This window comes from Edaphobacter acidisoli (assembly GCF_014642855.1).
GTDB classification, from domain to species: Bacteria; Acidobacteriota; Terriglobia; order Terriglobales; family Acidobacteriaceae; genus Edaphobacter; species Edaphobacter acidisoli.
Genome location: NZ_BMJB01000001.1, coordinates 317,934 through 343,132, shown reverse-complemented (window position 1 = coordinate 343,132; position 25,199 = coordinate 317,934). Strand labels below are relative to the sequence as shown.

The following is a 25,199-nucleotide window of genomic DNA, read 5'->3' as shown; positions in this document are numbered from 1 at the left end:
ATCTGCTCGTCTGTTTTAGGATTCATTCTTCGGCTGCGACGGTTCTCACTGGACGAGACTGGTTGCAGAATCGAGTTGCGATTATGTTCTACGGCTGTAGCAAAGCCGATGCCTTCTTTGAAGCATGGCAACGCACTGGCTCTCAAACCCGTCGGACACAGCGTCTTTCATCAGAATTGCCTTCGCTATCATCAGCTGAAACGCGTGAAGGAGAGGATCGTAAGGCGATCCTCACTACCCTCCCGACCTAGTGCATTGTGTCCGCGTCGCGTAGCGCGTAACGGCGAACCATCTTCTAAGTCGTTGTTCTTGCCCCTTAACACGCGCCGCAGTGAGCGCACTTTGCCAGCCGTGTCGGGAAGCAAGGGTTTGGCGGCTCTTCGGTCTCCATCCAGTTCCACGAATGCTCGAGCTTAACGCCCTTGCGCGCGCGACATTCGAGGGTATCCCCAATCTGCATACTTCCCCCGGAAAAGCATTAGGCGGCATCGTTGGCTGACCATACACGCGCCTTAACTCTCTTCTGGCGATTACGCTAAGAGCATGTTGTACATCCTCTAGCCACAATTCTGCCCCTGAACCACAGCATGCAACTGTCCCCGTTCGCCTCGACAAGGTGCTCAAACCTGATCATGGCAATGAAAATGCTATATAGAAACCGTCATTGGTATGTTTGAATTTGCTTCCACCTGAGGCAATCACAACATATTGCTTCCCATCAATCATGTAGGTGGTTGGAGTTGCTGCGGCGGCAAAGGGGAGAGTCCAATCCCAAAGTAAGCGCCCGGTCCGACTATCAAAGGCACGTATTCTATTGTCAAAGACGGTTGCGCCTATAATGACGAGCCCACTCGCAGTGACAATTGGCCCTCCGTAATTTTCTGTTCCAGTGTTTCCCATCCCGTTTGCAGCGAGTTCAGGATAGAAGCCGAGAGGGACTGTCCACAGATACTTTCCTGTATTAAGGTCAATCGCGTTCAGAGTACCCCATGGCGGAGAGACTGCGGGATATCCATCCTGGTCCTGAAATTTATGGTAGCCAGTGAAGCGATATCTATTCATCTCATCGAGGGCAGGAACTTGCGCATCATTGGAAACTTCAATGGTATTGATGGTTGAAGCATTCAAGAACCGCAGGAGGCTGCTCATATCTGTCTGCGGGATGCGGGATGCATTGAACGCTGGCATTCGGCCTCGCCCTGTGTGCACGATCGCGGTGATTTGCTGCGCGGTCATACGGCCTCCGACTCCTTCCAGTGAAGGAAAAGACGGAGGAATGCCTTCGAGATGGTCTCCGTGGCAGATGGCACACTGCTTTGCATAAACCTCTTTGCCGCGTGCATCTACCGCAGGGTTTCCTGCTCTGGATGTATGGTCCGGAATTGCGTCGTGGCGCAATTCCTTGCCGTCTGCGACGAAGTCCGCAGCGTCGTTCGCAGTATTCAAATAATTGAACAATGCTGTCAGGGCAGACCCTTCGATATTGGGAAAAGAAGGCATTCGCCCCTTCCCGGTGTGGATGGTCTGAATGATGAGACTCGCTGGCAGCTTGTCTCTGATACCGACGAGCGATGGATATTCTGGCGGCGATCCTGCACGATTGTCGCGGTGACACAGCGCGCATTGAGTGCGATAGATCCGCAGGCCGAGCTCGGCAGTACGATCATTGATTGCCAGACCGCCGGTGTCGACGACATTGTTCGCATTGATGTAGATGACTCCACTGCGGCGATCAACACCAGGCCCTCCCCATTCTCCTCCTCCGTCAAAGCCTGGAGCGACGATGGTCTCTCGTCCCACCGAGAGAGGGTAGAACTGTCCCGTGCTTCGAATGAATTGGTTGAATTGGGAGAGTGCGTATGCATGCGCGGCGGGTGTCCTATTCGTTAGATCGCTCGATGTGAGAGTTTGGCGAGCATAGGGTGCGGGCGAAAGCGGGAAGGGTTGTGTCTTCGCGCTAACTTCTCCAGGCACATTTGTGGCGGGGACGGGGCGCTCCTCGATAGGAAACAGCGGCTTGCCTGTTTCACGATCAAAAAGGAAGACAAAGCCCTGTTTGGTCGTCTGTGCCACTGCGTCGATCCACTTTCCATCGCGCTTTACCCGAAGCAGGACGGGAGGCGCAGGAAAATCACGGTCCCATAGGTCGTGATGAACACCCTGGAAGCTCCAGATCAGCTTGCCCGTGGCCGCATTCAGCGCCAGAAGGCAGTCAGCAAATCGGTCATCACCAACACGTGCTCCGCCATAAAAGTCCGGCACGGCAGATCCGGTTGGCACATAGACGATTCCCCGTCTCTCATCGAGAGTCATACCAGCCCAGTTATTAGCGGCCCCGGCAGAACGCCAGGCGCCAGTTGGCCATGTCTCATAACCTGGTTCGCCTGGCCTTGGAATCGTATGGAAGTCCCAGGCGAGTTGTCCTGTGTGAATATCGAATGCGCGGATATCTCCGGGTGGCGCTGGAGGCGTTTCTGGATTGCGTCCTCCAACAATAATCAAATCCTTGTAAACGATACCCGGACTGGTCAGCACGATCGACTGCTTCCTGTAATCGCCGCCAAGCCCCTTGCGAAGATCAATGCGCCCCGCTTCGCCGAAACGCGCGACGGGCTTTCCTGTTGCAGCATTTAGCTCGTAGAGATAGTTCATAATTCCGCAAAGGAGAAGTTGTTGACTGCCATCTGACCAATAGGCGACTCCACGTGCGGGCTGGTTAGCAAGTACTCCTGAGTCAAACTTCCAGATCAGCTTTCCATTCGTCGCATTTACCGCAATTACTTTTTGAGAAGCGGTGTATGCGTACATGACATGCCCGACAACTAACGGGTTGGTCTCTATTCCCTCGCCGCCTTCACCGGTATCGAATTTCCAGGCAATCGAGAGTTTGCTCACATTGTCACGGTCGATCTGCGTTAGGGACGAATAGTGATCTTGCGACCATTGTCCTCCCGCAATTGGCCGTTGCCCCGCGTGGTTTTTGGCAGCGCTCGCCGGTGCCGCATGGATGCTTCCGCAAAAGAACAACGCCAGTACGCAGAGAAAGGAGGTCTTCAGAGCCATTTCAGTTCCAGTGCCAAGGAGTGGCTGGTGATTGCCAACATAATACTCATACGGAGTTGCGGAACTTTGGGCGCAGTCTTTTTCAAATGGATTTGCGCTAAGCGTTTTCAAGAACTATTATGGCAAGTCGATCGGATACAAACTCTCGCGGACGTAGTCCAATAAAGCGATTCAATTGAACCGGAGGTCTCTTGTCACGTTTTAGAAAGCTGGTCTACTCGCTTGGTGGATTCCTAGTACTGAGTACCTTCTGTTTGACAACCTTCGCGCAGCAATCAAATAACACTTCAGGCGTGCCCATTCCGCATCTAAAGCAAGTTCATCTCAAGCACGTGCTGGTGATCGGCGAGACCAAGGGATATGAGCACGATTCCGTCTCCGCAGCGATGAACGCCATTTACAACATGGGCAAGCAAAGTGGGCTTTGGGACACCGAGATGCGCACCGATACTGAACTGCTGACAAAGAAGGACCTCGGTCGCAACGCAAAAAACCTGAACTACTTCGACGTCCTCATCTTCGCCAGCACAACCGGCGAACTGGACATGGATGCCGACCAGAAGCGCGACATGATGTCCTTTATCAAGGAGGACGGCAAAGGTTTCGTCGGCATTCATGCGGCGCTCGATACCAACTACACCTGGCCTGAATACGGAGAGATGATTGGCGGCTGGTTCGATCAGCATCCCTGGATGACCTTCAATGCCCCGATCATTAACGAACAGCCAGATTTTCCGGCGGTGCGACACTTCCCCAAAGAATTCGTTAAATACGATGAGATCTATCAGCCCAAAGACTGGTCGCGCGATAAAGTGAATGTTCTGCTGAGCCTCGACCCCAGCAAGCTGGACTACGCGAACAATCCTCGCATCCACCGCCAGGACCACGATTTCGCGGTCGCATGGTGCAAAATGTATGGAAAAGGCCGGGTTTTCTACTCGACCCTTGGACACACGGAAGAAGCCTGGCAAGATCCCGACATTCAAAAGATGTACTTCGAAGCCATCAAGTGGGCCCTTGGCCTGACTGACGGAAGCACCGCGTCTCATCAGCGACCAGGCACGACTCACTGAACGGTGGAGGTTGAATGAAGAGGGTAGGAATGGGCCTGATTGGCCCCGGGTTTGTCGCCGAACATCATCTGGATGCGGTGCGGCGGCTGGGCGATGTGGACATCGTAGCGATTGCCGGGTCATCGCAGGACTCAGCCGACAGAAAGGCACGCGCCTACAAAGTAGACCGTGCTTATAGCGACTATCATGCCCTCATCGCCGATCCGGCTGTGCATGTGATTCACAACACCACACCTAATCATCTACATCTTCCGGTTACGTTGGCTACGCTCGCTGCAGGCAAGCACGTTATCTCCGACAAACCGCTGGCACTGAACGCGCAAGAAGGCCGCAAGCTGCGCGATGCCGCAATCGCCGCGAAGGTAGCTCATGTCGTGACCTTCAACTACCGTGGAAACCCGCTCGTACAGCAGGCGCGAGGCATGGTAGTGCGAGGCGAAACCGGACCGCTCAGCTTCATCCACGGCTTCTATCTGCAGGACTGGATGGCGGACGCGAATGTCTACTCCTGGCGCTCCGACCCGGCAAAAGGAGGCGTCACCTCAGCATTGGGCGATATCGGCTCACACTGGTGCGACGTCGCAGAGCACATCTCAGGCTTGAAAATCACGTCAGTACTGGCGGACCTTACAACCGTCATCCCTGTTCGATACTCTTCCGGCGCTTCGGCAGAGGCGTTCTCCTCGACCAGCACCGGCGAGCGCCATGCCGTACAAGTCCGCTCCGAAGACCTCGCAAGCGTGCTGCTCCGCTTCGAAAATGGTGCGAAGGGATGTTTCTCAGTCGGCCAAGTGCTTCCAGGTCACAAGAATGACCTGCAAATCGAGTTCAACGGTCGCACATGCTCTCTCAAATGGAAACAGGAGGAGCAAAACAATCTCTGGATCGGCCATCATGACCGCGCAAATTGCACCCTGGCAAAGGACCCTTCGCTCGTCTCGAAAGACGTCCTCCCCTATGTGCATCTCCCCGGCGGACACCAGGAAGCATGGTCCGACGCTTTCCGCAATCTAATTGCAGACGCATATCAGTGGATTCGAGAAGGCGGAAATCCCGCCGCTAAACCCGCAGCATTACCAACGTTTGAAGATGGTTATCGTTCCACGTGTCTCATCGAAGCGATGCTGAAGAGCCACGCGGCTGGCAGCGCATGGACTAATATTCAACATCTTCCGGCAAACACACAGGATTGAGGAGCACACCGAATGCGATTAGGAGTATTCACACCTCTGCTCTCGCAGATGCCGCTCGAAGACGCACTGGCGAAGCTGAAGACATTCGGCATCAGCACCGTCGAACTTGGTACAGGAAACTATCCCGGGGATGCTCATTGCAAACTCTCCATGCTGGACAATCCTGAGGATCTGAAAAAATTTCGGGCGAAACTGGACGATCACGGATTCTCGATCAGCGCGCTGAGCTGCCACGGGAATCCGCTTCATCCAGATGCAGCCATAGCGCAGAAGTCTCAGGAGACAAATCGCAAAAGTATTCTGCTCGCCGAAAAACTCGGCGTTCCCGTAGTCGTCGACTTCTCCGGATGCCCAGGTGATTCGCCCCAAGCAAAAGCCCCGAACTGGGTTACGTGTCCATGGCCACCGGAGTATCTCGAAGTTTTGAAATGGCAGTGGGACGAAGTGGTCACTCCCTACTGGATCGAGCGAGGCAAATTCGCGGCGGACCATGGCGTGAAAATTGCCATCGAAATGCACCCCGGTTTTGTCGTCTATAGTCCAGAAACAATGCTGCGGCTACGAGAGATCGCTGGCCCGGCTGTAGGCTGCAACTATGATCCAAGTCACATGTTCTGGCAAGGGATCGACCCAATCGCCGCCATTCGCATTCTTGACAACGCAATCTTCCACGTCCACGCAAAGGACACTCAACTCTACCCAACAAACCTCTCAAGCACAGGGGTCCTTGATACCAAGCCCTATACCCAGGAACGCAGCCGCGGATGGATATTTCGCACCTGTGGATATGGGCACGGAGCGGAATGGTGGAAAGAGTTCGTCTCGACGCTTCGCATGTTCGGCTACGACGATGTGCTCTCCATCGAGCATGAGGACAGCCTGCTCTCCGCTGAAGAAGGTCTCTCGAAAGCGGCGCAGTTCTTGAATGAGATCGTCCTTAAAGAAAAACCTGGAGCAGCATGGTGGGTCTAGCGATCTAACCTCAAGCGATAGCGAACTACTCCTAAAAATGAAACGCCTAACGGAACGGGAAAGAGAATTATGAATCGAAGGAAATTCCTTTCATCAACAGGGCTATTACTCGCTGCCAAGTCGCTGCCAGCGCTGCCGCTTCCTCCTTTCACTCCAAAGCCAGCATCGGCCAAAGCCGATCACGCTCTGCGCATCGGGCCATGCACACTGGACATTGGACGAGGAGTCTCCATCAAGACAGTTGCGTATAACGGCCAGGTACCCGGCCCACTGCTTCGTATGCGAGAAGGAGTTCCCGTCACCATCGATGTGACGAACTCCTCCGACAATGCAGACATCGTCCACTGGCACGGCCTCGCGATTGACTCCTACAACGACGGAGCCATGGAAGAAGGTTCGCCGATGATCCCCGCGGGCCACACGCAACGCTACGCATTCACGCCGCGCCCCTCCGGCACCCGCTGGTATCACACGCACGCCATGGCTGGTGACGACCTTACGCGAAGCACGTATACCGGGCAGTTTGGCTTCTTGCTCATCGAAGGCCATGATCACCCAGCCCGCTACGATCAGGAGATCAATCTTGCAATCCACCACTGGGGGCCTTCCTTCGTTCCCATGGTAGAAACCATGCGCGCCGATTCCTCAAATATGCCACTGACGACCGGCTCTGATGTCGGATATAAATACGCCACGATCAACTCCCACATGCTCGGCTCCGGTGAGCCTGTCCGCGTCAAGGAAGGTCAGCGCGTGCTATTCCGCCTGCTCAATGCAAGCGCTACGGAAAACGTCGTCCTCGCACTGCCAGGGCATACGTTCGAAATCATCGCCATGGATGGCAACCCCGTCCCCAACCCGAAATCGGTTGAGGTACTCTCACTCGCTGTAGCGGAACGTGTCGATGCAATCGTCCACATGAATGCCCCCGGCGTGTGGATACTCGGTTCGACGCTCGAAAAAGCACGAGAGATGGGGCTCGGGACCGTCATCGAATACGCAGGCAAAAAAGGAGCACCAGCCTGGAAAGACCCCGCACCCTCAACGTGGGACTATACCCAGTTTGCCGGCAGCCATGTCGCACCCAACCCCGACGATAGCTTTACCTTGACCTTCCGTGACATCGGCCCTCTTCACGGATCGAAGTTCGACACTTGGACCATCAACAATAAATCCTGGCCCAAAATCGAACCGTTGACCGTGCAAAAAGGCAAACGATATCGCCTCGTGTTTCGAAACGGCAGCGGCGATCAACACCCTCTCCATCTGCACCGTCACACGTTTGAAGTGACGCGGATTGGAGACAAGCAGATCAGCGGCCTCCGAAAAGATGTCATCAATGTCATGCCGCTCGATACAGTCGAAGTCGATTTCGTCGCCAACAATCCCGGCGACACCCTCTGGCATTGCCACCAACAACTCCACATGGACTACGGTTTCATGCAACTCATCAAGTATGCGGATTAGCGACAAGGACGTTTCCGGAATGAGAAGAAGATTTCACGCTCCAACCCTGCTGGCGGGTATAGCTCTCACCTTGCTGGTTCCTGTCGCACGTGCAGAAGCAAATCAGACCGATGGAGCGCAGTCTTATGCCAAACATTGCGCCATCTGCCACGGTGAGCACCGCGAGGGCATCCTGCCCGGCTTTCCCCCATTGGAGGAGGTCAAGCGGCAGCTCAACGACAGTCAGATGACGGACATTATCCGTGTCGGTAAAGGCCGCATGCCCGGCTTCCCAAAGATGCCGCAACCGGAACTCTCGTCGCTCGTCAGGTTTTTGAACACAGACGATCTCGTCGCCGCTGGCGCGTCTGGCCTTTCTAAAGACGAAGTGGATAGCGGCCATCGCCTCTTCCAACGGAACTGCGCATTCTGCCACGGAAGAGACGCAGCCGGAGGAGAAACCGGCCCTGACCTCACTCGCTCGAAGCTGGTTCTAGCCGATGTCAAGGGCGACAAGATCAGCGAGGTCGTCCGGGACGGCCGCCCCGAAAAGAAGATGCCCGCCTTCAACTTCTCGAAGGATGAGCTTCAGAGCCTCGCGGCATTTATCCACTTCCAGCAAGCAAGAGCCGCCGCCCATCCCGGCGGCCGCCGTGGCGTCGATGTCGCGGATCTGCAAACAGGAAACGCCGCCGAAGGAAAGCAGTACTTCTACGGCGCCGGTGGCTGCGCGAAATGCCACTCGCCAACAGGAGACCTCGCAGGGCTCGCATCTCGCCTCGAGGGCCTTCAGTTGGAAAAGCAAATGCTTTATCCCGAAGACGCAAAGAGCCACGTCACCGTGGTCCTTCCCACGGGAGAAAAGCTAACTGGCGTGCTCGCCTACCGCGATGAGTTCACCATCGGTCTGCGCGACAGTCGAGGCACTTACCATTCATGGTCTACCAGCCGCGTTCACTACACCGTAGCTTCTCCTGCGGAAGCTCACGTGCAACTGTTCAGCAAATACACCGATGCCGACATCCATAATCTGATGGCATACCTGCAAACCCTTCGCTAACGAGGTCCGCGATTTCATGAGCTTCCTGCAAAGAACAAGCATTGCGATAACGGCAGTAGCGTTCTTCCTGCCGCTAAGACATTCTCTGCCCGCGCAAAACCTCGCCTCTTCAGCGATATTACACCCCGCCCCCGATAGTTGGCCCACCTATCACGGCGACTACTCCGGTAAGCGTCACAGCCACCTCACGCAAATCACGCCCCAGAACGTCGAGAACCTAACCTTGGCCTGGGCATTTCAAACTGGGCAGAACGCCGCAATCAAATCTTCACCTCTGCTGGTTGACGGCATCCTCTACTTCACAGTGCCAGACAATATCTGGGCTGTGGATGCCCGTTCAGGCCACATGCTTTGGCATTACAACAAGCCCACCGATGATGGTGATCACATCGGACAGCGCGGCGTTGCCATGTATGAAGGCTGGCTCTATTTCCTTTCACCGGACGGTCATCTGACCTCGCTCGACGCGAAAGACGGAAAGGCCCGATGGACCGTCCAAGTTGCTGACGTGACCAAGGGATACTGGACAACCATGGCTCCCCTCGTCATCCGAGATCATGTAATCGTTGGAGTTTCGGGCGATTTCGACAATTTGACCGGTTATCTCAGGTCGATCGACCCAGTCACTGGCGCCACGCAATGGCAATGGAATAGCACGCCACCTGAAGGCACGCCAAACAGCACCACGGGAGGCATGACGTGGATGACCGGTACCTACGATCCCGACCTGAACCTTCTCTACTGGGGCACCGGAAATCCCACGCCTGTCCTCAGCGGCAAAACTCGCCCAGGGGTGAATCCCTATACATGCAGCATCGTTGCACTCGATCCTGATACAGGGAAACTTGCATGGGGATTTTCCGTGTCTCCCCATGACACACACGACTGGGATGCCGTCGAGACTCCCGTACTGGTAGACGGCGACTTCCAGGGAAGGCCCCGCAAGATGCTCATGCAGGCTTCTCGCAATGGATACTTTTTCGTCATCGACAGAACCAACGGAAAGAGCCTGCTCACCACTACCTTCGGCCCAGTGAACTGGTCTCTCGGGGTCGACAAAGATGGCCACCCCATTCCCAATCCAGAAAAAGAACCCGCACCCGATGGCCGTCTGATCGCGCCCGATGAAGGCGGCCTGACAAACTTCCGCGCCCCTAGCTTCGATCCCAAAACCGGACTCTTCATCGTCGACGCCCGCCCAAGCTACAGCATCTACTTCGCCAAGCCGGCCGATGGCGAATACGGCTGGGCAGGCGCCGACTATGGTGTCTGGGGAAACAGCGTCATTGAAGCTATCGATTATCACACCGGAAAAATCCGCTGGTCCCACGATGTAGGACCCGGCGGTTCGGGTGCCGGCGTGCTCACCACTGACTCCGGCCTCACCATCACCGGCGACGCGCACGGCAATGTCCTCGCCCTCAATACCAGCGACGGCAAAACTCTCTGGCACGCCGGCTCAGGAGCAGCGATGCAAAGTTCACCAACCACCTACGAACTCGATAACCGCCAGTACATCATGACCAGCAGTGGCGGAGTGCTCTTTGCATGGGCGCTTCCTGAAACTGCTATTGCAAAATCTGAGTCTCGATAGAAAGAGCTGCCGTAGCACACAACGCGATTCTGGCCTTTGCGTTGCAATAATTTGATGTCACTGCACGCTTGAGTCAAGCCTACGCTTGCGTCTCTTGGCACCACCATGCTTCATGCGAAAAGTGAAATTGCCATCGCAACTACGACCTCAAGCTGATCACAAAAGTGCTTGGTGCAGTCGCCGAAGGGGATGAGGGATAGCAGACACCACATACGGGAAAGAGCTGTTCCGCGCTCTTTTAGTTCACTGCAAAAGTTTTGATTTGCTGGTGCCGGGAGGGGGGGTCGAACCCCCACGAGGTTGCCCTCGGCGGATTTTGAGTCCGCTGCGTCTGCCAGTTCCGCCATCCCGGCTTGCTAGGTATGCCTGCGTGCTTCCAAGCATCGATTTCTACTTCAGTATCGCATATTGCGCCCATCAGATACTGGGCCAAAGCCACGCCGCTCCGCGTACTCCGCTCGAATCGCCATACTTCGCCTGCAACACAGGTGTCGCTACTTCACGTCCAAAAACATACTTTGGCAGCAACTCCGGAAGCGCCTGATACAAATGACTCGTCTTCGACAATCCTCCACCAACCACGAAGACATCGGGGTCGAGCATATTAATCACGTTTGCCAGCCCGCGCGCCAATCGATCTTCTAGCCGCTCTACAGCGGCAACGGCGTCTCCTTCACCCGTTTCAAAGTCGGCCATAATTTCTCGAGCTGTCTTCTGCTTGCCCGTTACATTCTTATAGTCCAATGCTACTCCTGTGCCGGAGATCCACATCTCCATGCACCCTTGCTTTCCGCAGTAGCACCGTGGACCAGGGTTCTCAGTTTCTTTCGGCCATGGCAGCGGGTTGTGTCCCCACTCACCACCCACACCGTTCGGCCCAGCATGAACATGGCCATCAATGGCAACTCCTCCGCCACATCCCGTTCCGAGAATCACGCCAAACACGACACGCTTGCCCGCCGCCGCACCATCCGTCGCCTCAGAAACGGCAAGGCAGTTGGCATCGTTTGCCACGCGTACTTCGCGTCCCAGAGCAGCCGTCAAATCGCGGTGCAGAGGGCGTCCGTTCAGCCACGTAGAGTTGGCATTCTTCACCAACCCGCTCACCGATGAGATGCTGCCTGGAATGCCAGCGCCGACCGTCCCGACGCGGCCAGTCTCTTTCTCGATCAGGTGAACTAATCCCACCATCGCCGCGATCGTAGCGTCATAATCATCTCGCGGCGTGTGGATACGGTGCCGCACCAGCTCCGCACCCTTGCTGTCAATGGCGAGCGCTTCGATTTTGGTGCCACCAAGATCGATACCGATGCGCATCTCCGGATTCTTCATCTAACCTCTGCCAGGCAAATAAGGATTTCTCCCTATATACAAGCACCAGGAGAACACTTACCGCAACGGTGGTGAAATTAACCTATCTCTTAGATAATACCGGAACTTCCAAGCACTAAAGTCGCACGGGCGGACATTGCAATCCCCTCCCTCATTGGCTACGATTGGCTTCGATTGAAAGGAGTGCCATGTTTCGTCTCTTTCTCACAGCAACAATTGTCATCACACTCTCTCTTCCAGCAGTCCAGGCTGTATCTCAAGCCAATTCCACACCCTCTGCCGCTGCTTCCATGACTATTCTCAACGCGTCCGAAACGGGCAAAATTATTCCAGCCACTGTCTTCTTCCAAGGGCAAAGTGCAAGCGTGCAGGACCGCAACTCTGCGGGAATCCGCTTCGGGAAAGAGAGTTTGCTGCTTGTCGCTCTAGTTGATACATCGGGATACTCCAGTAGCGTGCAGCAGAAGTATCAAGCGTATCTCATCACGCAGGAGCCAATTGAGATCGGCGGCCATCGCCTCGTGCCTGGAGCTTATGGCTGCGGTTTCATCGCTAACAACAAGTTCATCGTCATGGATATTGGTGCACACGAACTATTCACAGTCCAATCGGCGCACGACACTGAACTTCATCGCCCCACACCTCTGCAGATTTTACCTTCGGGCAATCATTACCGCCTCTATGAAGGCCGCAATTACGTGGAGCTAATCGCCCCGGCGCACTAGATGCAATCTTTACTGCACTTTGCCCAAAGGCCTCAACTTCCGCAATTCCAATGCGCAGGCAATCGCATTCAGTGCAATCAGCTTCAGATTGTCGGCAGCCATCCACAGCCAGAACCGGTTTTCTAGTCCCATGCCGCCCGTGCCAGAGGTGACTCGCAACATCACATTTTCCTGCCCAGTCGCGCTCAAATTGCTCGGAGGGTCGGACTCCGTGCCGACGATGTCGATGTGTTCACCAGCAAGCGCCGTCTCGACCTGCTCTAGTGTCACCGGCTGCGCCAGCTCAATCAACATCGAGACTACATAGCCGTGAAACACCGGCGCCTGCGCCATGTTCAAGGCCAATGATGGCAGGCTGCTGCCCACCAACGCGGCATACTCCTCACGGATTTTCTGCCCCACCTCTGCAAACTTCACCGCAGCAGCTTCGCCAAGCTTTGGCAATAGATTGAATGCGGTCTGCGCGTCATACTGTTCGCGAGGCAAGCCCTGGAACGAGAGCAGGTTCACCGTTTGTTGATGAAGCTCGTCCATCGCAGCACGTCCATGCTGCGAAGCTGGCTCCATCACCGTTGCCGCAACCGCCACTAGTGGCAGTTGCGCGCGTAGTCTCGCTGCAGCCAGAGCAATCATCATCGCAGCAGGATGCGCTACGACAACCGCATGGGTGTTCAAATCAGGCTCTTTGCCCTTGTGCGGCTTGCCTGCTTCTAGCGCTTCAAGCACTTCGGCCACCCAAGGCGAACGGACCAAAACACCTTTTTTGCCTTCCAACGCATACGTCAGGTCAAGGATAGTTGCGCCTGCCTGCCGCGCCTTTTCCCAATGCCTCTTAGTCACGCTGGAGTCAGATGCAAAGAAGACAAAATCCAAACGCTCAAACGATGACGGCCCCAACCGCTGGATGAACGCGACCTCATCACCCGATGCTGTCATCTGGCCTTCAGATTCTTCATCATCGAGCAGCACGACGTCTGATGTTGCAAGCAGCGACTCGCCCAAGGCGTCGCTCAATTCTTTACCTACCAGCGATGCTGCTCCTACAATTCCAATCCGATACGTCTCATTCGCCATGTCTCACCGACTCTCTTCGCCGCGCCAACCACGCGGTACAACGCCATCCAACCGCTATGCGTGCCTGCGACGCCTGCCCCACGAATATGCCAGCCGTGCCAGAACACCGGAGACCAGATACACCATCGCCAGAATGATGAGCATGTAGCGGTGATACAGAACAATCAGCGCACCGAATACCGCAATCACAGCAACTAATTGGAACGGTCTGCGCTTGCCCGATGTCATCTCTTTCGCGCTCCAGAAACGCCAATTGCTCACCATCAGGAAACTAGTGAAACCGATCAGAGCCACCCAAACCAGTGCAATCCATGGATTGTCGATCGGTGAACCTTTTTGAAAGTGAATAACAGAGGCGATCACGCCAGCACCAGCTGGAATCGGCATCCCAACAAAATACTTCTTGCCCGGACGGCCAGGGTTCCTCGGCTGCGGGTTGATGCTGATGTTGAATCGTGCGAGCCGACTTGCTCCGCAGATCAAAAAGATGAAACAGATGAACACGCCAAGATGCACGATCTGGCCGCGCAAGTCCGGATTCGATAACGCCGGGATCATCCGAAAACCCCAGATATATGCAAGCAGGCTGGGCGCAACACCAAATGTAATGACATCGGCCAACGAATCCAGTTCGCGGCCGAACGCGCTGGTCGTATTCGTCGCGCGCGCAACAATACCATCTACACCATCGAACAGCACCGCAATTCCAATTGCCAGCGCGGCACGGTCAAAGTACGAGGTGTCGAACAGGGACCCCTGCACGCTCTGCGTGATGGCATAAAATCCAGCAGCCATGTTGCCCGCCGTAAACAGAGATGGCAGCAGAAACATGCCACGGCTTGGCTGTCTCCGCCGAGTGTCTGGGTCGGCGCCCATCTCGTCCAACTCTTCCAGCGCGTGTTCGTCCATCAGGCCACTCCGGTCAGATTGCTCTGCTCAGGAACCACAGCCAGTACCGAGGCGCCTCCGCGCACGCGAGAGCCCGTCTTCACCTTCAGCTCGGCCTCTGCTGGAAGCAACACATCGACGCGCGAGCCAAACTTGATAAGCCCCACGCGCTGCCCGCGTTCCACCCGATCACCGACCTTCAGGTTACAGACGATCCGCCGCGCCAGCAGTCCGGCGATTTGCTTGAAGCTGACCTCATAGCCGCCGGCGTCGATGGTAATCAGCGTCTGCTCGTTATTCAGCACCGACTGCGGCTTCATCGCATTCATGAACTCACCCTTGCGAAACTCGCACACCTTCACCACGCCACCTGCAGGAGCACGGTTGACATGAACATCGAAGACATTCAGAAAGATGCTGATCCGAAGCCTGCTGCCGCCTGTCGTTTCGATCCACTCAGCCTCTGTCACCAACCCGTCTCCGGGGGAGACAATCTGCCCGGGGCCCTGCGGAATTACCCGCTCCGGGTCGCGGAAGAACCAGAGAAAAAACGCTGCCAGCAGAATGGGCAACGCCACCAGAAACACAGGCATGTGCAGATACCACAGCACCGCCGCAACCGCCCCAAGTCCTAAGGCGTAAAAGAATCCATCTTTCACCATAAGTACACGATTATAAAGCCTCAAACCCCTGTCAGACTGCAGCTCGCCGAAGAGGGCACACCCTCACCTCAGGCGATGCGCCGCCCGTGCCACAATCAAGCACCGCCGGAATCAGTTTTCGGGCGACGGCGCACCGAGACGCCTCAGCCGTTCCATCTCATCTTTCAGATGCAGCTTCATCTTTTTAAGCCTAACCTCTTCCATCTTCTCCGCTTCGGTCAGGTAAACCTTGGCGCGCAGTGTCTCCAGCCTGCGGTCGTACAGGCTGTGTTCCTGCATGAGTTGATGGATCGAGGGAAGCGACGAGGCCTGTGGAAGCTCCGTAAACCTGGCGGTCTGCATCAAGCGCACCTCCATTGTTGAACGGCGTTCTTAACGATGGCAAAACGCTACTACAGCCCGGCGAGAGCTGGCAAGGTGGAAAACCGGGGTTAAATCAGCTTCAATCTCATCAAAACTGCATCGTCGTCCGGATCGCGGTAATACGCGCGGCGAGTCCCGACGGATTCAAAGCCAAGCCGCTCATACAACCGAAGCGCGTCTATGCTGCAAGAGCGTACCTCCAACTCCAACTCCGCCGCACCTTGCGCCAGGCACCATGCTGCCACAGCTTCGCACAATGCAGATCCCACGCCTTTCCTCCGCATGTCGCTGCGAACGGCCACGCTCTCAAGCTCAGCCAAAGCTTCCGAACCAGCCACGACAACTTTGCCCACCGCAAATCCGGCAAGTTCGCCGCCAACGTCTGCTAAAAGCAGACAACGACGCACACCACTTCCGCACAAAATCGCACCATAGTCAGCTTCGTTCCAGTGCGGTGCTTCAGCAATGCCACGCTCCAGCTCGACTACGGCTGCGATGTCGCCTACGGCCGCTGCCCGAACACGCAACTCGGGCAACTTCACTGCGCGGTCCTCAGCCTGGCCTGTATCTCTAGATCGGTTCGACGTAGATAGTTCGCATCTTTCAATGCAACATCGTCGAAAGTCCCCGTTCGAGCTCGCTCGAGCGCAAACGGCAGCGCCGCTTCAGCCGAAGGCTCGCACACCATCTGCGGATTCAAATCCCTAAAAGCCTCAGCAACCTTCGGCTCGCATACCACTACCGTTCCATTCCCCACAACTGCGCGCACTTCATCCCCATGCAGCAAGGCCTCGCGCACCATTCGCCGACCGGCGTACTCACCGCAGTAAAACTCCCCACGCCCAGCGTCGAGCACAGCATGAACCACGACGTCATCGATCGCGGCTGCCACCAAAGCCAACCGTGAAACAGCAATCATTGGCACTCCGCCAGCTTCACACAATCCCTTGGCCGCGCTCAAACCCACGCGTACTCCCGTAAAGGAGCCCGGCCCATTGACCACTACGACCGCCGTCAGGTCGGGCAGTCTCCATCCAGCAGACTCCATCAACCGCCGCACAGCAGGCAGCAGCCGCTCCGACGCACTTCGTCCTGGCAACGGCGCAGACGCAAGCACACCTGAGTCTGACGCAAGCGCCACGCTGCCCTCCGCGCCCGAAGTATGGATCAGCAAAAACCGCATTAAGCCTTATCCTCGCCAACAATCTCCAGCAGAACACCGCCCGTGCTCGAAGGATGCACGAAAAAGTAGCGATGCCCGCCCGCACCCACACGAACCGCATTACTGGCCAGCCGCACGCCCTGAGCCTTCATGCGCTCAAACGCCGCATCCACTCCCGGCACATACACAGCAATGTGATGCAACCCCTCACCACGCTTCTCAATGAAACGCCCAATCACAGAATCCGCCTCGGTCGCCTCCAGCAGCTCAATCCGCGTGTCTCCCAGTGGGAGCATCGCTGTTTTTACCTTCTCATGCTCTACCGTCTCCTCATGCGTGACGGAAAGCCCCAGCGCTTCATAAAATCCGCGCGCTGCAGCAATACTTCGCACGGCCACGCCCATGTGATCGAGCCTTAGCTGGTCGAGCTTCACACTCGCTCGAATCCTTTCACGCCGCGCACTCTTCTGTGCCGCACAATGACGCGCTGCCGAGAGCAACGCTGAAACGCCATCGCCTGTAGTAGCTACCGTTCGCACAACTGGTGGCACCCACGCACCATGCTCACTGGCCAGCGCCTGCATTGATGTAATCTCCGCCTCGACAGCCTCCGCACCACCACGATCAGCCTTGTTCACAGCAAAGACATCCGCCACTTCCATCAACCCGGCCTTCAAGCTCTGCACATCGTCGCCCATCCCAGGAGCCAGCACGACAACAGCCACATCCGCGAGCCCAACAACATCCACCTCATCCTGTCCAACCCCGACAGTCTCAATCAGAACCGTCTCGCGCCCCGCAGCCTCCATCACCGTGCAAACATCGGCAGCCGCGCGGGCAATCCCGCCCATCGCACCACGCGAAGCCATGCTGCGAATAAACACGCCATCATCGTCCGCGAACCCCTGCATCCGAATGCGGTCGCCCAGCAGAGCGCCACCAGTAAAAGGGCTCGACGGATCAACCGCCAGCACCGCAACCGTCTTCCCCTCCGCACGTAGAAGTCGAGCCAACTGGTCTACCAGCGTGCTCTTCCCTGCTCCCGGAGGCCCAGTTACGCCAATCCTCAGTGCTCGCACCGCAGATTGGCGGCACGCAGCAAGCAGCTCCGCCGCCTCAGGCAGCCGGTCCTCGACCACCGACACCGCACGCGCCAGCACACGCACATCGCCTGCGCGCAACCGCTCCATCATTGGCTGTATCGAGTCGCTCACTTGTGCGATGATACCGCGCTCTACTTCACTGCCTCGGGATTCCAGCCATCGTTACCCGCCATGTACGCCTTCGTTTCGTACTTCGCCGCTTCGGCAGCGGTGAGCTGCTTCGCATAAGGCTCCCGATCCTTCGCATCCGCTCCTGGCCCGGTTGAGTTGAACTCTGCATAAGTAGTCATCGGCAGACGTGGCGCAGGCGCGCTCTTCCAATCCGACCAGCCTGCCGGCATAATCTGTTTGCCCATCCACGTATTCAGGTAGACCACCGTCGCATAGTCACGCCACGGACGGCCCAGGTACACATTCCCCGCGCCCTCGTCCGCCGTCAGTTTGCAATGGTTGAAGACATACCCGGAATCCTGCCCCGGTCGCGTGTTGCTCTGCGCCGTCAGATAACCTCCGGCAATGTGTGGGATGCTGTGAATCTCGCAGTGGTCGAAGACCGCCTTCGCATCGCCGAAGATGAAATCCACGTGCCCTTCGATATAGCAGTCCGCATAGTACTGCCGCGAGATCGTGCAGTTCACCGCTCCGTTCATGCAGTGACCGCTCGCCGCGTAGAGAGTGTCCTGTGCGCCCAGCAGTCGCACATGACGAAACACGGCACGGTCGCCTCGCACCGAAAGCGCCACGGCCTGCGAAGGTACATCGCTCGTCTTGCTGTAGTCGTTGGCAATCGTCATGTCAGTCGCAATAAAGTCTGTCCCTGTAACAAAGAGCGTCGCAGAGCATGAGGTTCCACAAGTTGAAGCCGCGCTGTTGCCATAAACCAGCTCGACCTTCGACGGATCATCCGTCTGCCCGCGGAACTGGATGTGTGATTGGTCCACATGCACCACCTCGCGATACACCCCAGGCTCAATTCGTATCACCGCGCCAGTTGCCGGAGCAGCGTCAACTGCAGCCTGGATCGTCGTGAAGTCCGCGCCCTTCGCTCCCACCGTGATCGTCTTCATCTGTGCACCAGCAACACCGCACACAACCAGAAACGCTAGCCCGGCAACCTCTAACCTCATCTCTTCCCCCTTGAAACGATTTCGTAGGACCACTTTTGCCCAAGATACCTCATCCGGCACGCCGCAACAGAACTGCCCGTCTGTCGCATTCGCTTGACACATCTATGTTGAAAGCAGCTATCCTCATCCACAGCACGTTTCCTCAAACTTTCAGCCCTAAAAAGCCAGCACTGAATATGGTCAGACCAACCTTTGTCGTCGGAGTTACAACTTAATGCCTTCCAACACCGCCAGTCTGTCTGACCAGGGCTTTACCGCCACGGCCCCCGACAAGTCCAATATTCGATGGTTCGTCTGTTTTCTTCTCTTCCTCGCGACAACCATCAACTACATGGACCGTTCGGTCCTCTCGCTGATCGAACCGCTGCTGCATCTGCCCTTCATGGGCTGGATTCCGGGCCTCGACTCCGCCCACCAGCACGCGTACGACCTCAACTACGGCCGCATCGTGATCTGCTTCCAGATCGCCTACGGAGTCGGCTTCCTCTTCGCCGGGCGCGTTATCGACAAGCTCGGCACCAAAACCGGCTACGTGCTCGCCATCCTTATCTGGGGATGCGCCTCTATCAGCCACTCTCTGGTCTCCAGCGTCATCGGCTTCTGCATCGCACGCATCTTCCTCGGTCTCGGCGAGTCCGGCAACTTCCCCGCCGCCATCAAGGCTGTCACCGAGTGGTTCCCCTCCGACGAGCGCGCTCTTGCCAACGGCCTCTTCAACTCCGGAACCAATGCCTCGTTCTTCATCGCGCCTATCCTGATCGCTGCCGTCACCACGGCCTTTGGATGGCACGCCGCCTTTATCTGCACCGGCTCCATGGGCCTGATCTGGTGCATCATCTGGCTCATCTTCCCGTACAACAAGCTGCGCCGCGGCTTGACGATGACGCAGGCAGCGCTTGCACCCGTCACGAAAGACAAGCCACTCTACGGCACGCTCGCGCGCCATCGCGGCTTCTGGGCTTTTTGTATCGCCAAGGCCTTCACCGACCCCATCTGGTGGTTCTATCTCTTCTATCTTCCCAAGTTTCTCCACGACAAATACGGCCTGGATCTCAATCATGCCAAGTATCCGCTCATCATCATCTACACCGCCGCCACCATCGGCTCCGTCGCCGGCGGATGGCTCTCCGGCTTCCGTATGAAGCACGGCGCATCGGTCAACGCGGGCCGCAAGTTCGCGCTACTCGTCACCTCCCTCTGCGTGCTGCCCATCATGCTCGTCCCGCATATGCACGAGATCTTCCACAGCAACCCGTGGCCTGCGATCGGACTCTTCTGTCTTGCCACTGCGGCGCATCAGGGCTGGTCGGCGAACATCTTCGCCACGCCGACGGACATGTTCCCATCCACCAGCGTCAGCACGGTTGTCGGCCTGGGCGGAGCAGCAGGCGCGGCGGGCGGAGCCTTCTTCACCTGGCTTGTCTCGGAGCTGTTCTCGCTGCATCCGCTCGTCATCTTCACGCTTGCGGGATTTGCCTACGTCGTCTCGCTCGTCATCTTCCAATGGCTCGTCCCACGACTCGGCCTGCCGCGAACGGAAGAACAGACGGCCTAATCGGTTTAGCGGCTGTAAGGAAGCTCGTGCCTGCAGCCGCGTTGCTTGTCTTGCGCCTCTCAAATCCGCGAGGCGCTTGCTGCCGCTTATCGATTGCCGTTTCTCCGTGTTACCCTTCTTCCACACCGGCGCAAGGAGTTTTGTTCCACGTGAAGAAAGACGCCAAAGAGCCCCTTAAAGAGATTCACGACGACTCGGCAGCTCACAGCCAGCTCACCATGCAGGTCGTCGAACATGTCCGCGGCCTCATCGCAAGCGGCGAGGTAAAGCCAGGCGACCGTCTGCCGCCAGAGCGCGACCTCGCCCGCCAGCTCAAAATCAGCCGCTCCAGCCTGCGCGCGGGCATCGGCTTTCTCTCTGCGATGGGCGTGCTCAAAAGCCGCCACGGCGCCGGGACATTCGTTTCGAGTGGACCGCCTGCGCTCGACTCCAGCTCGCTCTCCGTCCTCGGCGTGCTTCATGGCTTCATGCCCTGGCAGATGTTTGAAGCGCGTCTTGTTATCGAGTCCAACGTCGCTGCTCTAGCAGCCGAGCGCGCGAGCGGCGAGCACATCGCCGAGCTGGCCGAAGAGGTCGCCGAGATGTACGCCACGCTCGACAACCCGCACCAGTACCTCATCCACGATGTGCGCTTCCACCGCACCGTCGCCCGCGCCTCCGGCAATCCCATCCTCGGCGCGCTCATGGAGACCATCACCGCCAACCTCTACGAGTACCGCTCGAAGACGGTGATGAATGCGCAGGACCTGAAAGAGTCGGCCGAGATGCACCGCGAGGTCTACCGTGCCATCCGCTCGCACAATCCCACGCAGGCCCGCACGGCGATGGAGAAGCACCTGAACCTCGCCCGCATCGCCCAGGCAGCAGAGGTCGACCTGACACCAGCGCCTGCGCATGTCGACGATACCCACGCCGACTGAATTTCACCCGTCGACAAACGACATGCGTGTCGAGCCGCGACTGACGGGCGACTGGCCGATTTTTATTGCGCGCTCGCGCACCCCTTGAGAGCATGAGAGGAGATGAAAATCTTTCTCTTTGTACTTGCCGCGACCATATTTGAGGCAGTAGGAGATGCTGTAGTCCGGGTGGCTCTGCATCACTCATCCACGCCGGTTCGCGTCGGTCTTTTCCTCGTTGGAGGGATCCTGCTCACCCTCTACGGCACCTGGCTCAACCTCGCTCCTGTTGAGTTCGCCACCGTTACTGGACTGTATGTTGCGACGCTGTTTGTTGTCTTCCAGATCGTCAACTTCCTCTTCTTCCGCGTAGTTCCGAGTATCAGCGTACTGGTTGGCGGAGCATTGATCGTGGCTGGCGGTCTTGTCGTCTATCACTGGCGATAGCGCGCGGCTACCCTGCTAAACTTGCTCTAAGCCACTCCATGTCCGAGCCAAAGCAAAAGTTTTACCTCACTACTCCGATCTACTACGTGAACGCGCGCCCGCACATCGGCCACGCCTACACGACCATCGCCGCCGACGTCATCGCGCGTCGTCACCGCCTGCTCGGAGACGACACCTTCTTCCTGACCGGCACCGACGAGCACGGCCAGAAGATCCAGCGCTCCGCCGAAGCCGCCGGCATTGCGCCACAGCAGTTTGCCGACGAGGTGTCCGACAGCTTCCGCAACCTGTGGAAGCGCATGGGCATCACCAACGACGACTACATCCGCACCACCGAGCCGCGCCACAAAGCAGGCGTCCAGAAGCTCTTCCGTACGCTCCAGGAGAATGGCTATATCGAACTGCGCAGCTACACCGGCCAGTACTGCATCTCGGATGAGACGTTTGTCGATGTACCGGTCGGCGCGCCCTGCCCCGAGTGCGGACGCATCACCGAGACCGTCACCGAAGAGAACTACTTTTTCAAGCTGTCCGCGTTCCAGCGGCAACTTATCGACCTGATCGAATCTGGCGAACTTGCGATTCAGCCTGAGACACGCCGCAATGAAGTGCTCAGCTTCCTACGCGGCAATGTGAATGACGGAGCGACGGAAAACTCTGCCGCGGGCCATCCCTATGTTCCGGGTGCGCTCAAAGACCTTTCAATCTCGCGCACCAGTTTCAAGTGGGGTATCCCCGTCCCTGGTGACGAGAAGCACGTGATCTACGTCTGGCTCGATGCGCTGGCCAACTACATGACAGCGATTGGCTATGGCTCAGACGATCCAGCCGAGCAGGCGAAGTTTGAAAAATACTGGCCTGCTGATCTGCACCTCGTCGGCAAGGAGATCATCCGCTTCCACTGCGTCTACTGGCCCGCGTTCCTGCTGGCGGCAAAGCTTCCACTGCCCAAAGCCATTACCGCGCATGGCTGGCTGCTCTTTGAGAACGACAAGATGTCGAAGTCCAAGGGCAACATCGTCCGCACGGAAACCATCCTCGACGCCTTCGGCACGCTGCAACCCGAAGCCTCGAAGCACGAGCAAGACCTCTTCGCCGCCGACGTGCTGCGCTACTTCCTCCTGCGCGAGATTCCATTCGGTAACGATGGAAGTTTCAGCTTTGACGCCGTTGTTCAGCGTTACAACAGCGACCTCGCTAACGGCTACGGCAACCTCGTCAGCCGCACGCTGAAGATGATCGCGGATTTCCGCTCCAATTCAATCTCAGAGCGGTCTAGCCCTGACAGCCTCGTCCGCCTGTTTGAGAGTGTCACTGCGAACGATTCTCTTCCATCTCTCTTCGAACAGCGCGACTTCTCACGATATCTCGATATCGTCTGGGGCCTAATAGCAGCTACCGACAACCAGATTTCATCAAAAACTCCGTGGAAGCTTGCAAAAAATCACGACGATGAGAGTCAAAAGCAACTGGACGAGGTCCTTTACGCCGCCGCCGAATCCATCCGCATTATCACTGCTCTCCTTTACCCCATCCTGCCCTACGCCACGTCTAAAGTCTGGGCGCAGCTTGGGCTTGGTGATATTGAGCAGGCTGCGCGCAACGGCAAGCTGAACAATCTACAATGGGGCGACCTCAAGCCTGGGACCAAACTCGGTGCGCTTGGTCCCATCTTCCCAAGAGCACCTAAGGAACTGATTCAAGTTATGAATGACATCGAAACTGCAAACGCTACGAAGTCCAATGGTTCAAATGGTTCAAAGTCTGTGATCGCGCTGCCGCAGGTTAATTCCGACCTCGACGCCTCTGCCCGTCACCGCACTGAGTTTGCCGAGATGCCGATCGCTTCGGCTTCGGCCACGGCTGCGCTGAATAAGGTGGCCGAGAGTGTCCATCCCATCTCCGCGCACCACCCGGCGGAGGCGGCGCGGCCTGAGACGCCGCAGATCGGGATCGACGACTTCGTGAAGGTCGATCTGCGCGTGGCCCAGATCGTCGTCGCGGAGCGGATTCCGAAGGCCGATAAGCTGCTGCGGCTGGAGGTGGACCTCGGCTACGAGCGGCGGCAGATTCTTTCGGGGATTGCCCAGTGGTACACGCCAGAGGAGCTGATCGGGCGACGGATCGTGGTGATCGCGAACCTCGCTCCACGGAAGATGCGGGGGCTGGAGTCGCACGGGATGTTGCTGGCCGCGAGCGAGGGTGAGGACGGCAAGCCGGTGCTGGCGACCTTCGGCGAGGAGATCGCGCTCGGGTCTCGGCTGAAGTAGGTACCCCCCACCCCGTACTTAGTACCCAAAGTCTTGATTTCAAAGGGAAATGCCCCGGGAAGTACCCCGGGGCTTCTGCCATTTGGCTCCTGATTTAAGTGTAGCAGCTGAGAGAAACTAAACCGGGAGTGGGTATCTGTTGCAAAGGGCAGCAGAACGGAGGTCGCGTGAGTTCAGCGACTTCTAATCGCGCCCTACTTGGTGGCAGGTTTCTTCTTCAGGAGTGCGTCAATAGCCGCCTGCGGATCAGCAATGACGAGGCGTTCTTCCTTGGGTCCGCGCTTACCTTTGGGGGATTTTTTCGTCTTGGCCATAGGGTATTATCATCTACTTGGTACTTGGTTGGGGAGAAGTTGGTCCCCCAGCCGGGGATCGGACCCGGACGCCCGGAATGGGCACTCGGTTGCAAACCGAGCCTGTCTGCCATTTCCAGCACTGGGGGACAAAAGGGCATCCTTGCGGGTGCCCTTAGCCTTTCAAAATGGGATGTCGTCGTCTGTGATCCCCTCGTCGGACTTGGGATCGTAGTTCGGCCCTCTCCAAGTTACATTTCCATTCCCATCGACAATCTTCTCGATTTTTTTCTTCTCGGCCAGCCGCGAAAGGACCGAGTGCGCCGAGGCGGCGGCATTCTTTTGGCCGGGAAGGTCGAACCCGATACTTTCCAGACCACGCAGGACAGCTTGGGTAGACACAGTGCCCTTTTCCGCTGTCATCACCTCCAAGCAAGCCTCTGTAATTCCCAATTCATCGCTAAATGGCTTTTCACTGCAAAGCGCAGCAAGCGCGGTAATTGTCTTGCGGAGACGGGCGATCTGGTCCGTCAACGTGTACTGCTCAAGGGCGATTGCACTAAGCCGCACCGTTGCCCGGTCAAACGCAGCCCTCGCGTCTTTGAGGGCCAACTTGTAAGTCTGGAGTTCAGATTCTTGCATGGAATGGAGATTATGCGATGTCTACAGTAAAGTCAACGCCTCCCGATAGCCCTTCTGATAATAATGTAAATCAATGGGATAAGGCCATAATGGATGCCAAAGCGGAGTTGCGCGACGCCGAAGTGAAGGTGATCCGCCTCAGAGCCGCTATCCGTACATTTACTGAGAACAAGAAATTAGGGGTAAGATGGCCTAAAATCAATGATAAACAAGAAATGTCTAATGATTTATCTTGATATTTGTTGAAACGTTTGCT

23 protein-coding genes and 2 tRNA genes are annotated in these 25,199 nt (G+C 56.8%); 12 read left to right on the top strand and 13 right to left on the bottom strand.

Going from position 1 to position 25,199, the window contains the following annotated elements:
- Positions 1-630 precede the first annotated feature (630 nt).
- A complete protein-coding gene (locus IEX36_RS01300) occupies positions 631-3,063 on the bottom strand; it encodes a c-type cytochrome (protein ID WP_188757565.1) in 2,433 nt (810 codons plus the stop codon).
- A 191-nt stretch (positions 3,064-3,254) separates the two neighbouring features.
- On the opposite strand from IEX36_RS01300, the gene IEX36_RS01295 reads away from it, so the two are divergent.
- The 6 genes from IEX36_RS01295 (at position 3,255) to IEX36_RS01270 (ending at position 10,401) form a co-directional block, all read left to right on the top strand.
- Positions 3,255-4,136: a ThuA domain-containing protein gene (locus IEX36_RS01295; RefSeq protein ID WP_229668606.1), complete on the top strand. Its 882-nt coding sequence runs from the start codon at positions 3,255-3,257 to the stop codon at positions 4,134-4,136.
- A gap of 14 nt (positions 4,137-4,150) precedes the next feature.
- Positions 4,151-5,329 (top strand): Gfo/Idh/MocA family protein, encoded by a 1,179-nt coding sequence (locus IEX36_RS01290; protein WP_188757564.1) that lies wholly within the window; start codon positions 4,151-4,153, stop codon positions 5,327-5,329.
- A gap of 12 nt (positions 5,330-5,341) precedes the next feature.
- Entirely contained in the window at positions 5,342-6,301 is a 960-nt protein-coding gene (locus tag IEX36_RS01285) for a sugar phosphate isomerase/epimerase family protein (RefSeq protein ID WP_188757563.1), read from the top strand.
- Positions 6,302-6,370: 69 nt separating this feature from the next.
- Positions 6,371-7,768, top strand: coding sequence for a multicopper oxidase family protein (locus IEX36_RS01280; protein WP_188757562.1), 1,398 nt, complete (start codon positions 6,371-6,373; stop codon positions 7,766-7,768).
- A gap of 19 nt (positions 7,769-7,787) precedes the next feature.
- Positions 7,788-8,807: a c-type cytochrome gene (locus tag IEX36_RS01275; RefSeq protein WP_188757561.1), complete on the top strand. Its 1,020-nt coding sequence runs from the start codon at positions 7,788-7,790 to the stop codon at positions 8,805-8,807.
- Positions 8,808-8,823: 16 nt separating this feature from the next.
- Positions 8,824-10,401 carry an acido-empty-quinoprotein group A gene (locus tag IEX36_RS01270; RefSeq protein ID WP_188757560.1) on the top strand — a complete coding sequence of 526 codons (1,578 nt, stop codon included), beginning with the start codon at positions 8,824-8,826 and terminating at the stop codon, positions 10,399-10,401.
- 266 nt (positions 10,402-10,667) lie between these two features.
- On the opposite strand, the gene IEX36_RS01265 is transcribed toward IEX36_RS01270, so the two are convergent.
- Together IEX36_RS01265 and mak are read right to left on the bottom strand one after the other, a co-directional pair.
- A tRNA-Leu gene (locus IEX36_RS01265) sits at positions 10,668-10,754 on the bottom strand.
- Between the two features lie 64 nt (positions 10,755-10,818).
- Entirely contained in the window at positions 10,819-11,733 is a 915-nt protein-coding gene (gene mak, locus IEX36_RS01260) for a fructokinase (protein WP_229668605.1), read from the bottom strand.
- A 188-nt stretch (positions 11,734-11,921) separates the two neighbouring features.
- Here mak and IEX36_RS01255 point away from each other — a divergent pair, with 188 nt between their 5' ends.
- Positions 11,922-12,458, top strand: coding sequence for a hypothetical protein (locus IEX36_RS01255; protein ID WP_188757559.1), 537 nt, complete (start codon positions 11,922-11,924; stop codon positions 12,456-12,458).
- A gap of 9 nt (positions 12,459-12,467) precedes the next feature.
- Here the strand turns inward: IEX36_RS01255 and IEX36_RS01250 are convergent, their stop codons facing one another.
- The 8 genes from IEX36_RS01250 to IEX36_RS01215 form a co-directional block, all read right to left on the bottom strand.
- Entirely contained in the window at positions 12,468-13,532 is a 1,065-nt protein-coding gene (locus tag IEX36_RS01250) for an Asd/ArgC dimerization domain-containing protein (protein WP_188757558.1), read from the bottom strand.
- A gap of 54 nt (positions 13,533-13,586) precedes the next feature.
- Positions 13,587-14,441, bottom strand: coding sequence for a CDP-diacylglycerol--serine O-phosphatidyltransferase (gene pssA / locus IEX36_RS01245; RefSeq protein WP_229668604.1), 855 nt, complete (start codon positions 14,439-14,441; stop codon positions 13,587-13,589).
- Complete coding sequence (locus IEX36_RS01240; protein WP_188757557.1) at positions 14,441-15,082, bottom strand: phosphatidylserine decarboxylase; 642 nt, start codon at positions 15,080-15,082, stop codon at positions 14,441-14,443. Before IEX36_RS01240 ends, pssA begins: the two co-directional genes overlap by 1 nt.
- A gap of 111 nt (positions 15,083-15,193) precedes the next feature.
- Positions 15,194-15,424: an HP1242/YdcH family protein gene (locus IEX36_RS01235; protein ID WP_188757556.1), complete on the bottom strand. Its 231-nt coding sequence runs from the start codon at positions 15,422-15,424 to the stop codon at positions 15,194-15,196.
- Between the two features lie 89 nt (positions 15,425-15,513).
- Entirely contained in the window at positions 15,514-15,987 is a 474-nt protein-coding gene (locus tag IEX36_RS01230) for a GNAT family N-acetyltransferase (RefSeq protein ID WP_188757555.1), read from the bottom strand.
- Entirely contained in the window at positions 15,984-16,628 is a 645-nt protein-coding gene (gene tsaB, locus IEX36_RS01225) for a tRNA (adenosine(37)-N6)-threonylcarbamoyltransferase complex dimerization subunit type 1 TsaB (protein WP_188757554.1), read from the bottom strand. The genes IEX36_RS01230 and tsaB overlap by 4 nt, the downstream gene beginning before the upstream one ends.
- Entirely contained in the window at positions 16,628-17,821 is a 1,194-nt protein-coding gene (meaB, locus tag IEX36_RS01220) for a methylmalonyl Co-A mutase-associated GTPase MeaB (RefSeq protein ID WP_229668603.1), read from the bottom strand. Before meaB ends, tsaB begins: the two co-directional genes overlap by 1 nt.
- A gap of 20 nt (positions 17,822-17,841) precedes the next feature.
- Positions 17,842-18,837, bottom strand: a complete 996-nt coding sequence (locus tag IEX36_RS01215; RefSeq protein WP_229668602.1) for a pectinesterase family protein — start codon at positions 18,835-18,837, stop codon at positions 17,842-17,844.
- A gap of 214 nt (positions 18,838-19,051) precedes the next feature.
- Here IEX36_RS01215 and IEX36_RS01210 point away from each other — a divergent pair, with 214 nt between their 5' ends.
- The 4 genes from IEX36_RS01210 to metG all read left to right on the top strand — a co-directional run bounded on the left by IEX36_RS01210 (position 19,052) and on the right by metG (position 24,008).
- On the top strand, positions 19,052-20,392 hold the full coding sequence (locus IEX36_RS01210) for an MFS transporter (protein WP_188757553.1): 1,341 nt from the start codon (positions 19,052-19,054) through the stop codon (positions 20,390-20,392).
- 149 nt (positions 20,393-20,541) lie between these two features.
- Positions 20,542-21,312 (top strand): FadR/GntR family transcriptional regulator, encoded by a 771-nt coding sequence (locus tag IEX36_RS01205; RefSeq protein WP_229668601.1) that lies wholly within the window; start codon positions 20,542-20,544, stop codon positions 21,310-21,312.
- A gap of 102 nt (positions 21,313-21,414) precedes the next feature.
- Positions 21,415-21,738 (top strand): hypothetical protein, encoded by a 324-nt coding sequence (locus IEX36_RS01200; RefSeq protein ID WP_188757552.1) that lies wholly within the window; start codon positions 21,415-21,417, stop codon positions 21,736-21,738.
- Between the two features lie 38 nt (positions 21,739-21,776).
- The gene (gene metG, locus IEX36_RS01195; RefSeq protein ID WP_188757551.1) at positions 21,777-24,008 is read left to right on the top strand and encodes a methionine--tRNA ligase; all 2,232 of its coding nucleotides are present in this window, start codon (positions 21,777-21,779) and stop codon (positions 24,006-24,008) included.
- A gap of 354 nt (positions 24,009-24,362) precedes the next feature.
- Here the strand turns inward: metG and IEX36_RS01190 are convergent.
- Both IEX36_RS01190 and IEX36_RS01185 read right to left on the bottom strand, forming a co-directional pair.
- Positions 24,363-24,450 (bottom strand) — tRNA-Ala (locus IEX36_RS01190).
- A 34-nt stretch (positions 24,451-24,484) separates the two neighbouring features.
- The gene (locus tag IEX36_RS01185) at positions 24,485-24,835 is read right to left on the bottom strand and encodes a hypothetical protein (RefSeq protein WP_188757550.1); all 351 of its coding nucleotides are present in this window, start codon (positions 24,833-24,835) and stop codon (positions 24,485-24,487) included.
- 125 nt (positions 24,836-24,960) lie between these two features.
- On the opposite strand from IEX36_RS01185, the gene IEX36_RS01180 reads away from it, so the two are divergent.
- Positions 24,961-25,179, top strand: a complete 219-nt coding sequence (locus IEX36_RS01180; protein ID WP_188757549.1) for a hypothetical protein — start codon at positions 24,961-24,963, stop codon at positions 25,177-25,179.
- Positions 25,180-25,199: the final 20 nt, after the last annotated feature.

Bases quoted from the DNA above. Each gene is read 5' to 3' on its own strand.
- IEX36_RS01300 (WP_188757565.1), bottom strand. From the start codon at position 3,063: ATGGCTCTGAAGACCTCCTTTCTCTGCGTACTGGCGTTGTTCTTTTGC.
- IEX36_RS01290 (WP_188757564.1), top strand. From the start codon at position 4,151: ATGAAGAGGGTAGGAATGGGCCTGATTGGCCCCGGGTTTGTCGCCGAA.
- IEX36_RS01285 (WP_188757563.1), top strand. From the start codon at position 5,342: ATGCGATTAGGAGTATTCACACCTCTGCTCTCGCAGATGCCGCTCGAA.
- IEX36_RS01280 (WP_188757562.1), top strand. From the start codon at position 6,371: ATGAATCGAAGGAAATTCCTTTCATCAACAGGGCTATTACTCGCTGCC.
- IEX36_RS01275 (WP_188757561.1), top strand. From the start codon at position 7,788: ATGAGAAGAAGATTTCACGCTCCAACCCTGCTGGCGGGTATAGCTCTC.
- IEX36_RS01270 (WP_188757560.1), top strand. From the start codon at position 8,824: ATGAGCTTCCTGCAAAGAACAAGCATTGCGATAACGGCAGTAGCGTTC.
- mak (WP_229668605.1), bottom strand. From the start codon at position 11,733: ATGAAGAATCCGGAGATGCGCATCGGTATCGATCTTGGTGGCACCAAA.
- IEX36_RS01255 (WP_188757559.1), top strand. From the start codon at position 11,922: ATGTTTCGTCTCTTTCTCACAGCAACAATTGTCATCACACTCTCTCTT.
- IEX36_RS01250 (WP_188757558.1), bottom strand. From the start codon at position 13,532: ATGGCGAATGAGACGTATCGGATTGGAATTGTAGGAGCAGCATCGCTG.
- pssA (WP_229668604.1), bottom strand. From the start codon at position 14,441: ATGGACGAACACGCGCTGGAAGAGTTGGACGAGATGGGCGCCGACCCA.
- IEX36_RS01240 (WP_188757557.1), bottom strand. From the start codon at position 15,082: ATGGTGAAAGATGGATTCTTTTACGCCTTAGGACTTGGGGCGGTTGCG.
- IEX36_RS01235 (WP_188757556.1), bottom strand. From the start codon at position 15,424: ATGCAGACCGCCAGGTTTACGGAGCTTCCACAGGCCTCGTCGCTTCCC.
- tsaB (WP_188757554.1), bottom strand. From the start codon at position 16,628: ATGCGGTTTTTGCTGATCCATACTTCGGGCGCGGAGGGCAGCGTGGCG.
- IEX36_RS01215 (WP_229668602.1), bottom strand. From the start codon at position 18,837: ATGAGGTTAGAGGTTGCCGGGCTAGCGTTTCTGGTTGTGTGCGGTGTT.
- IEX36_RS01210 (WP_188757553.1), top strand. From the start codon at position 19,052: ATGCCTTCCAACACCGCCAGTCTGTCTGACCAGGGCTTTACCGCCACG.
- IEX36_RS01200 (WP_188757552.1), top strand. From the start codon at position 21,415: ATGAAAATCTTTCTCTTTGTACTTGCCGCGACCATATTTGAGGCAGTA.
- metG (WP_188757551.1), top strand. From the start codon at position 21,777: ATGTCCGAGCCAAAGCAAAAGTTTTACCTCACTACTCCGATCTACTAC.
- IEX36_RS01180 (WP_188757549.1), top strand. From the start codon at position 24,961: ATGTCTACAGTAAAGTCAACGCCTCCCGATAGCCCTTCTGATAATAAT.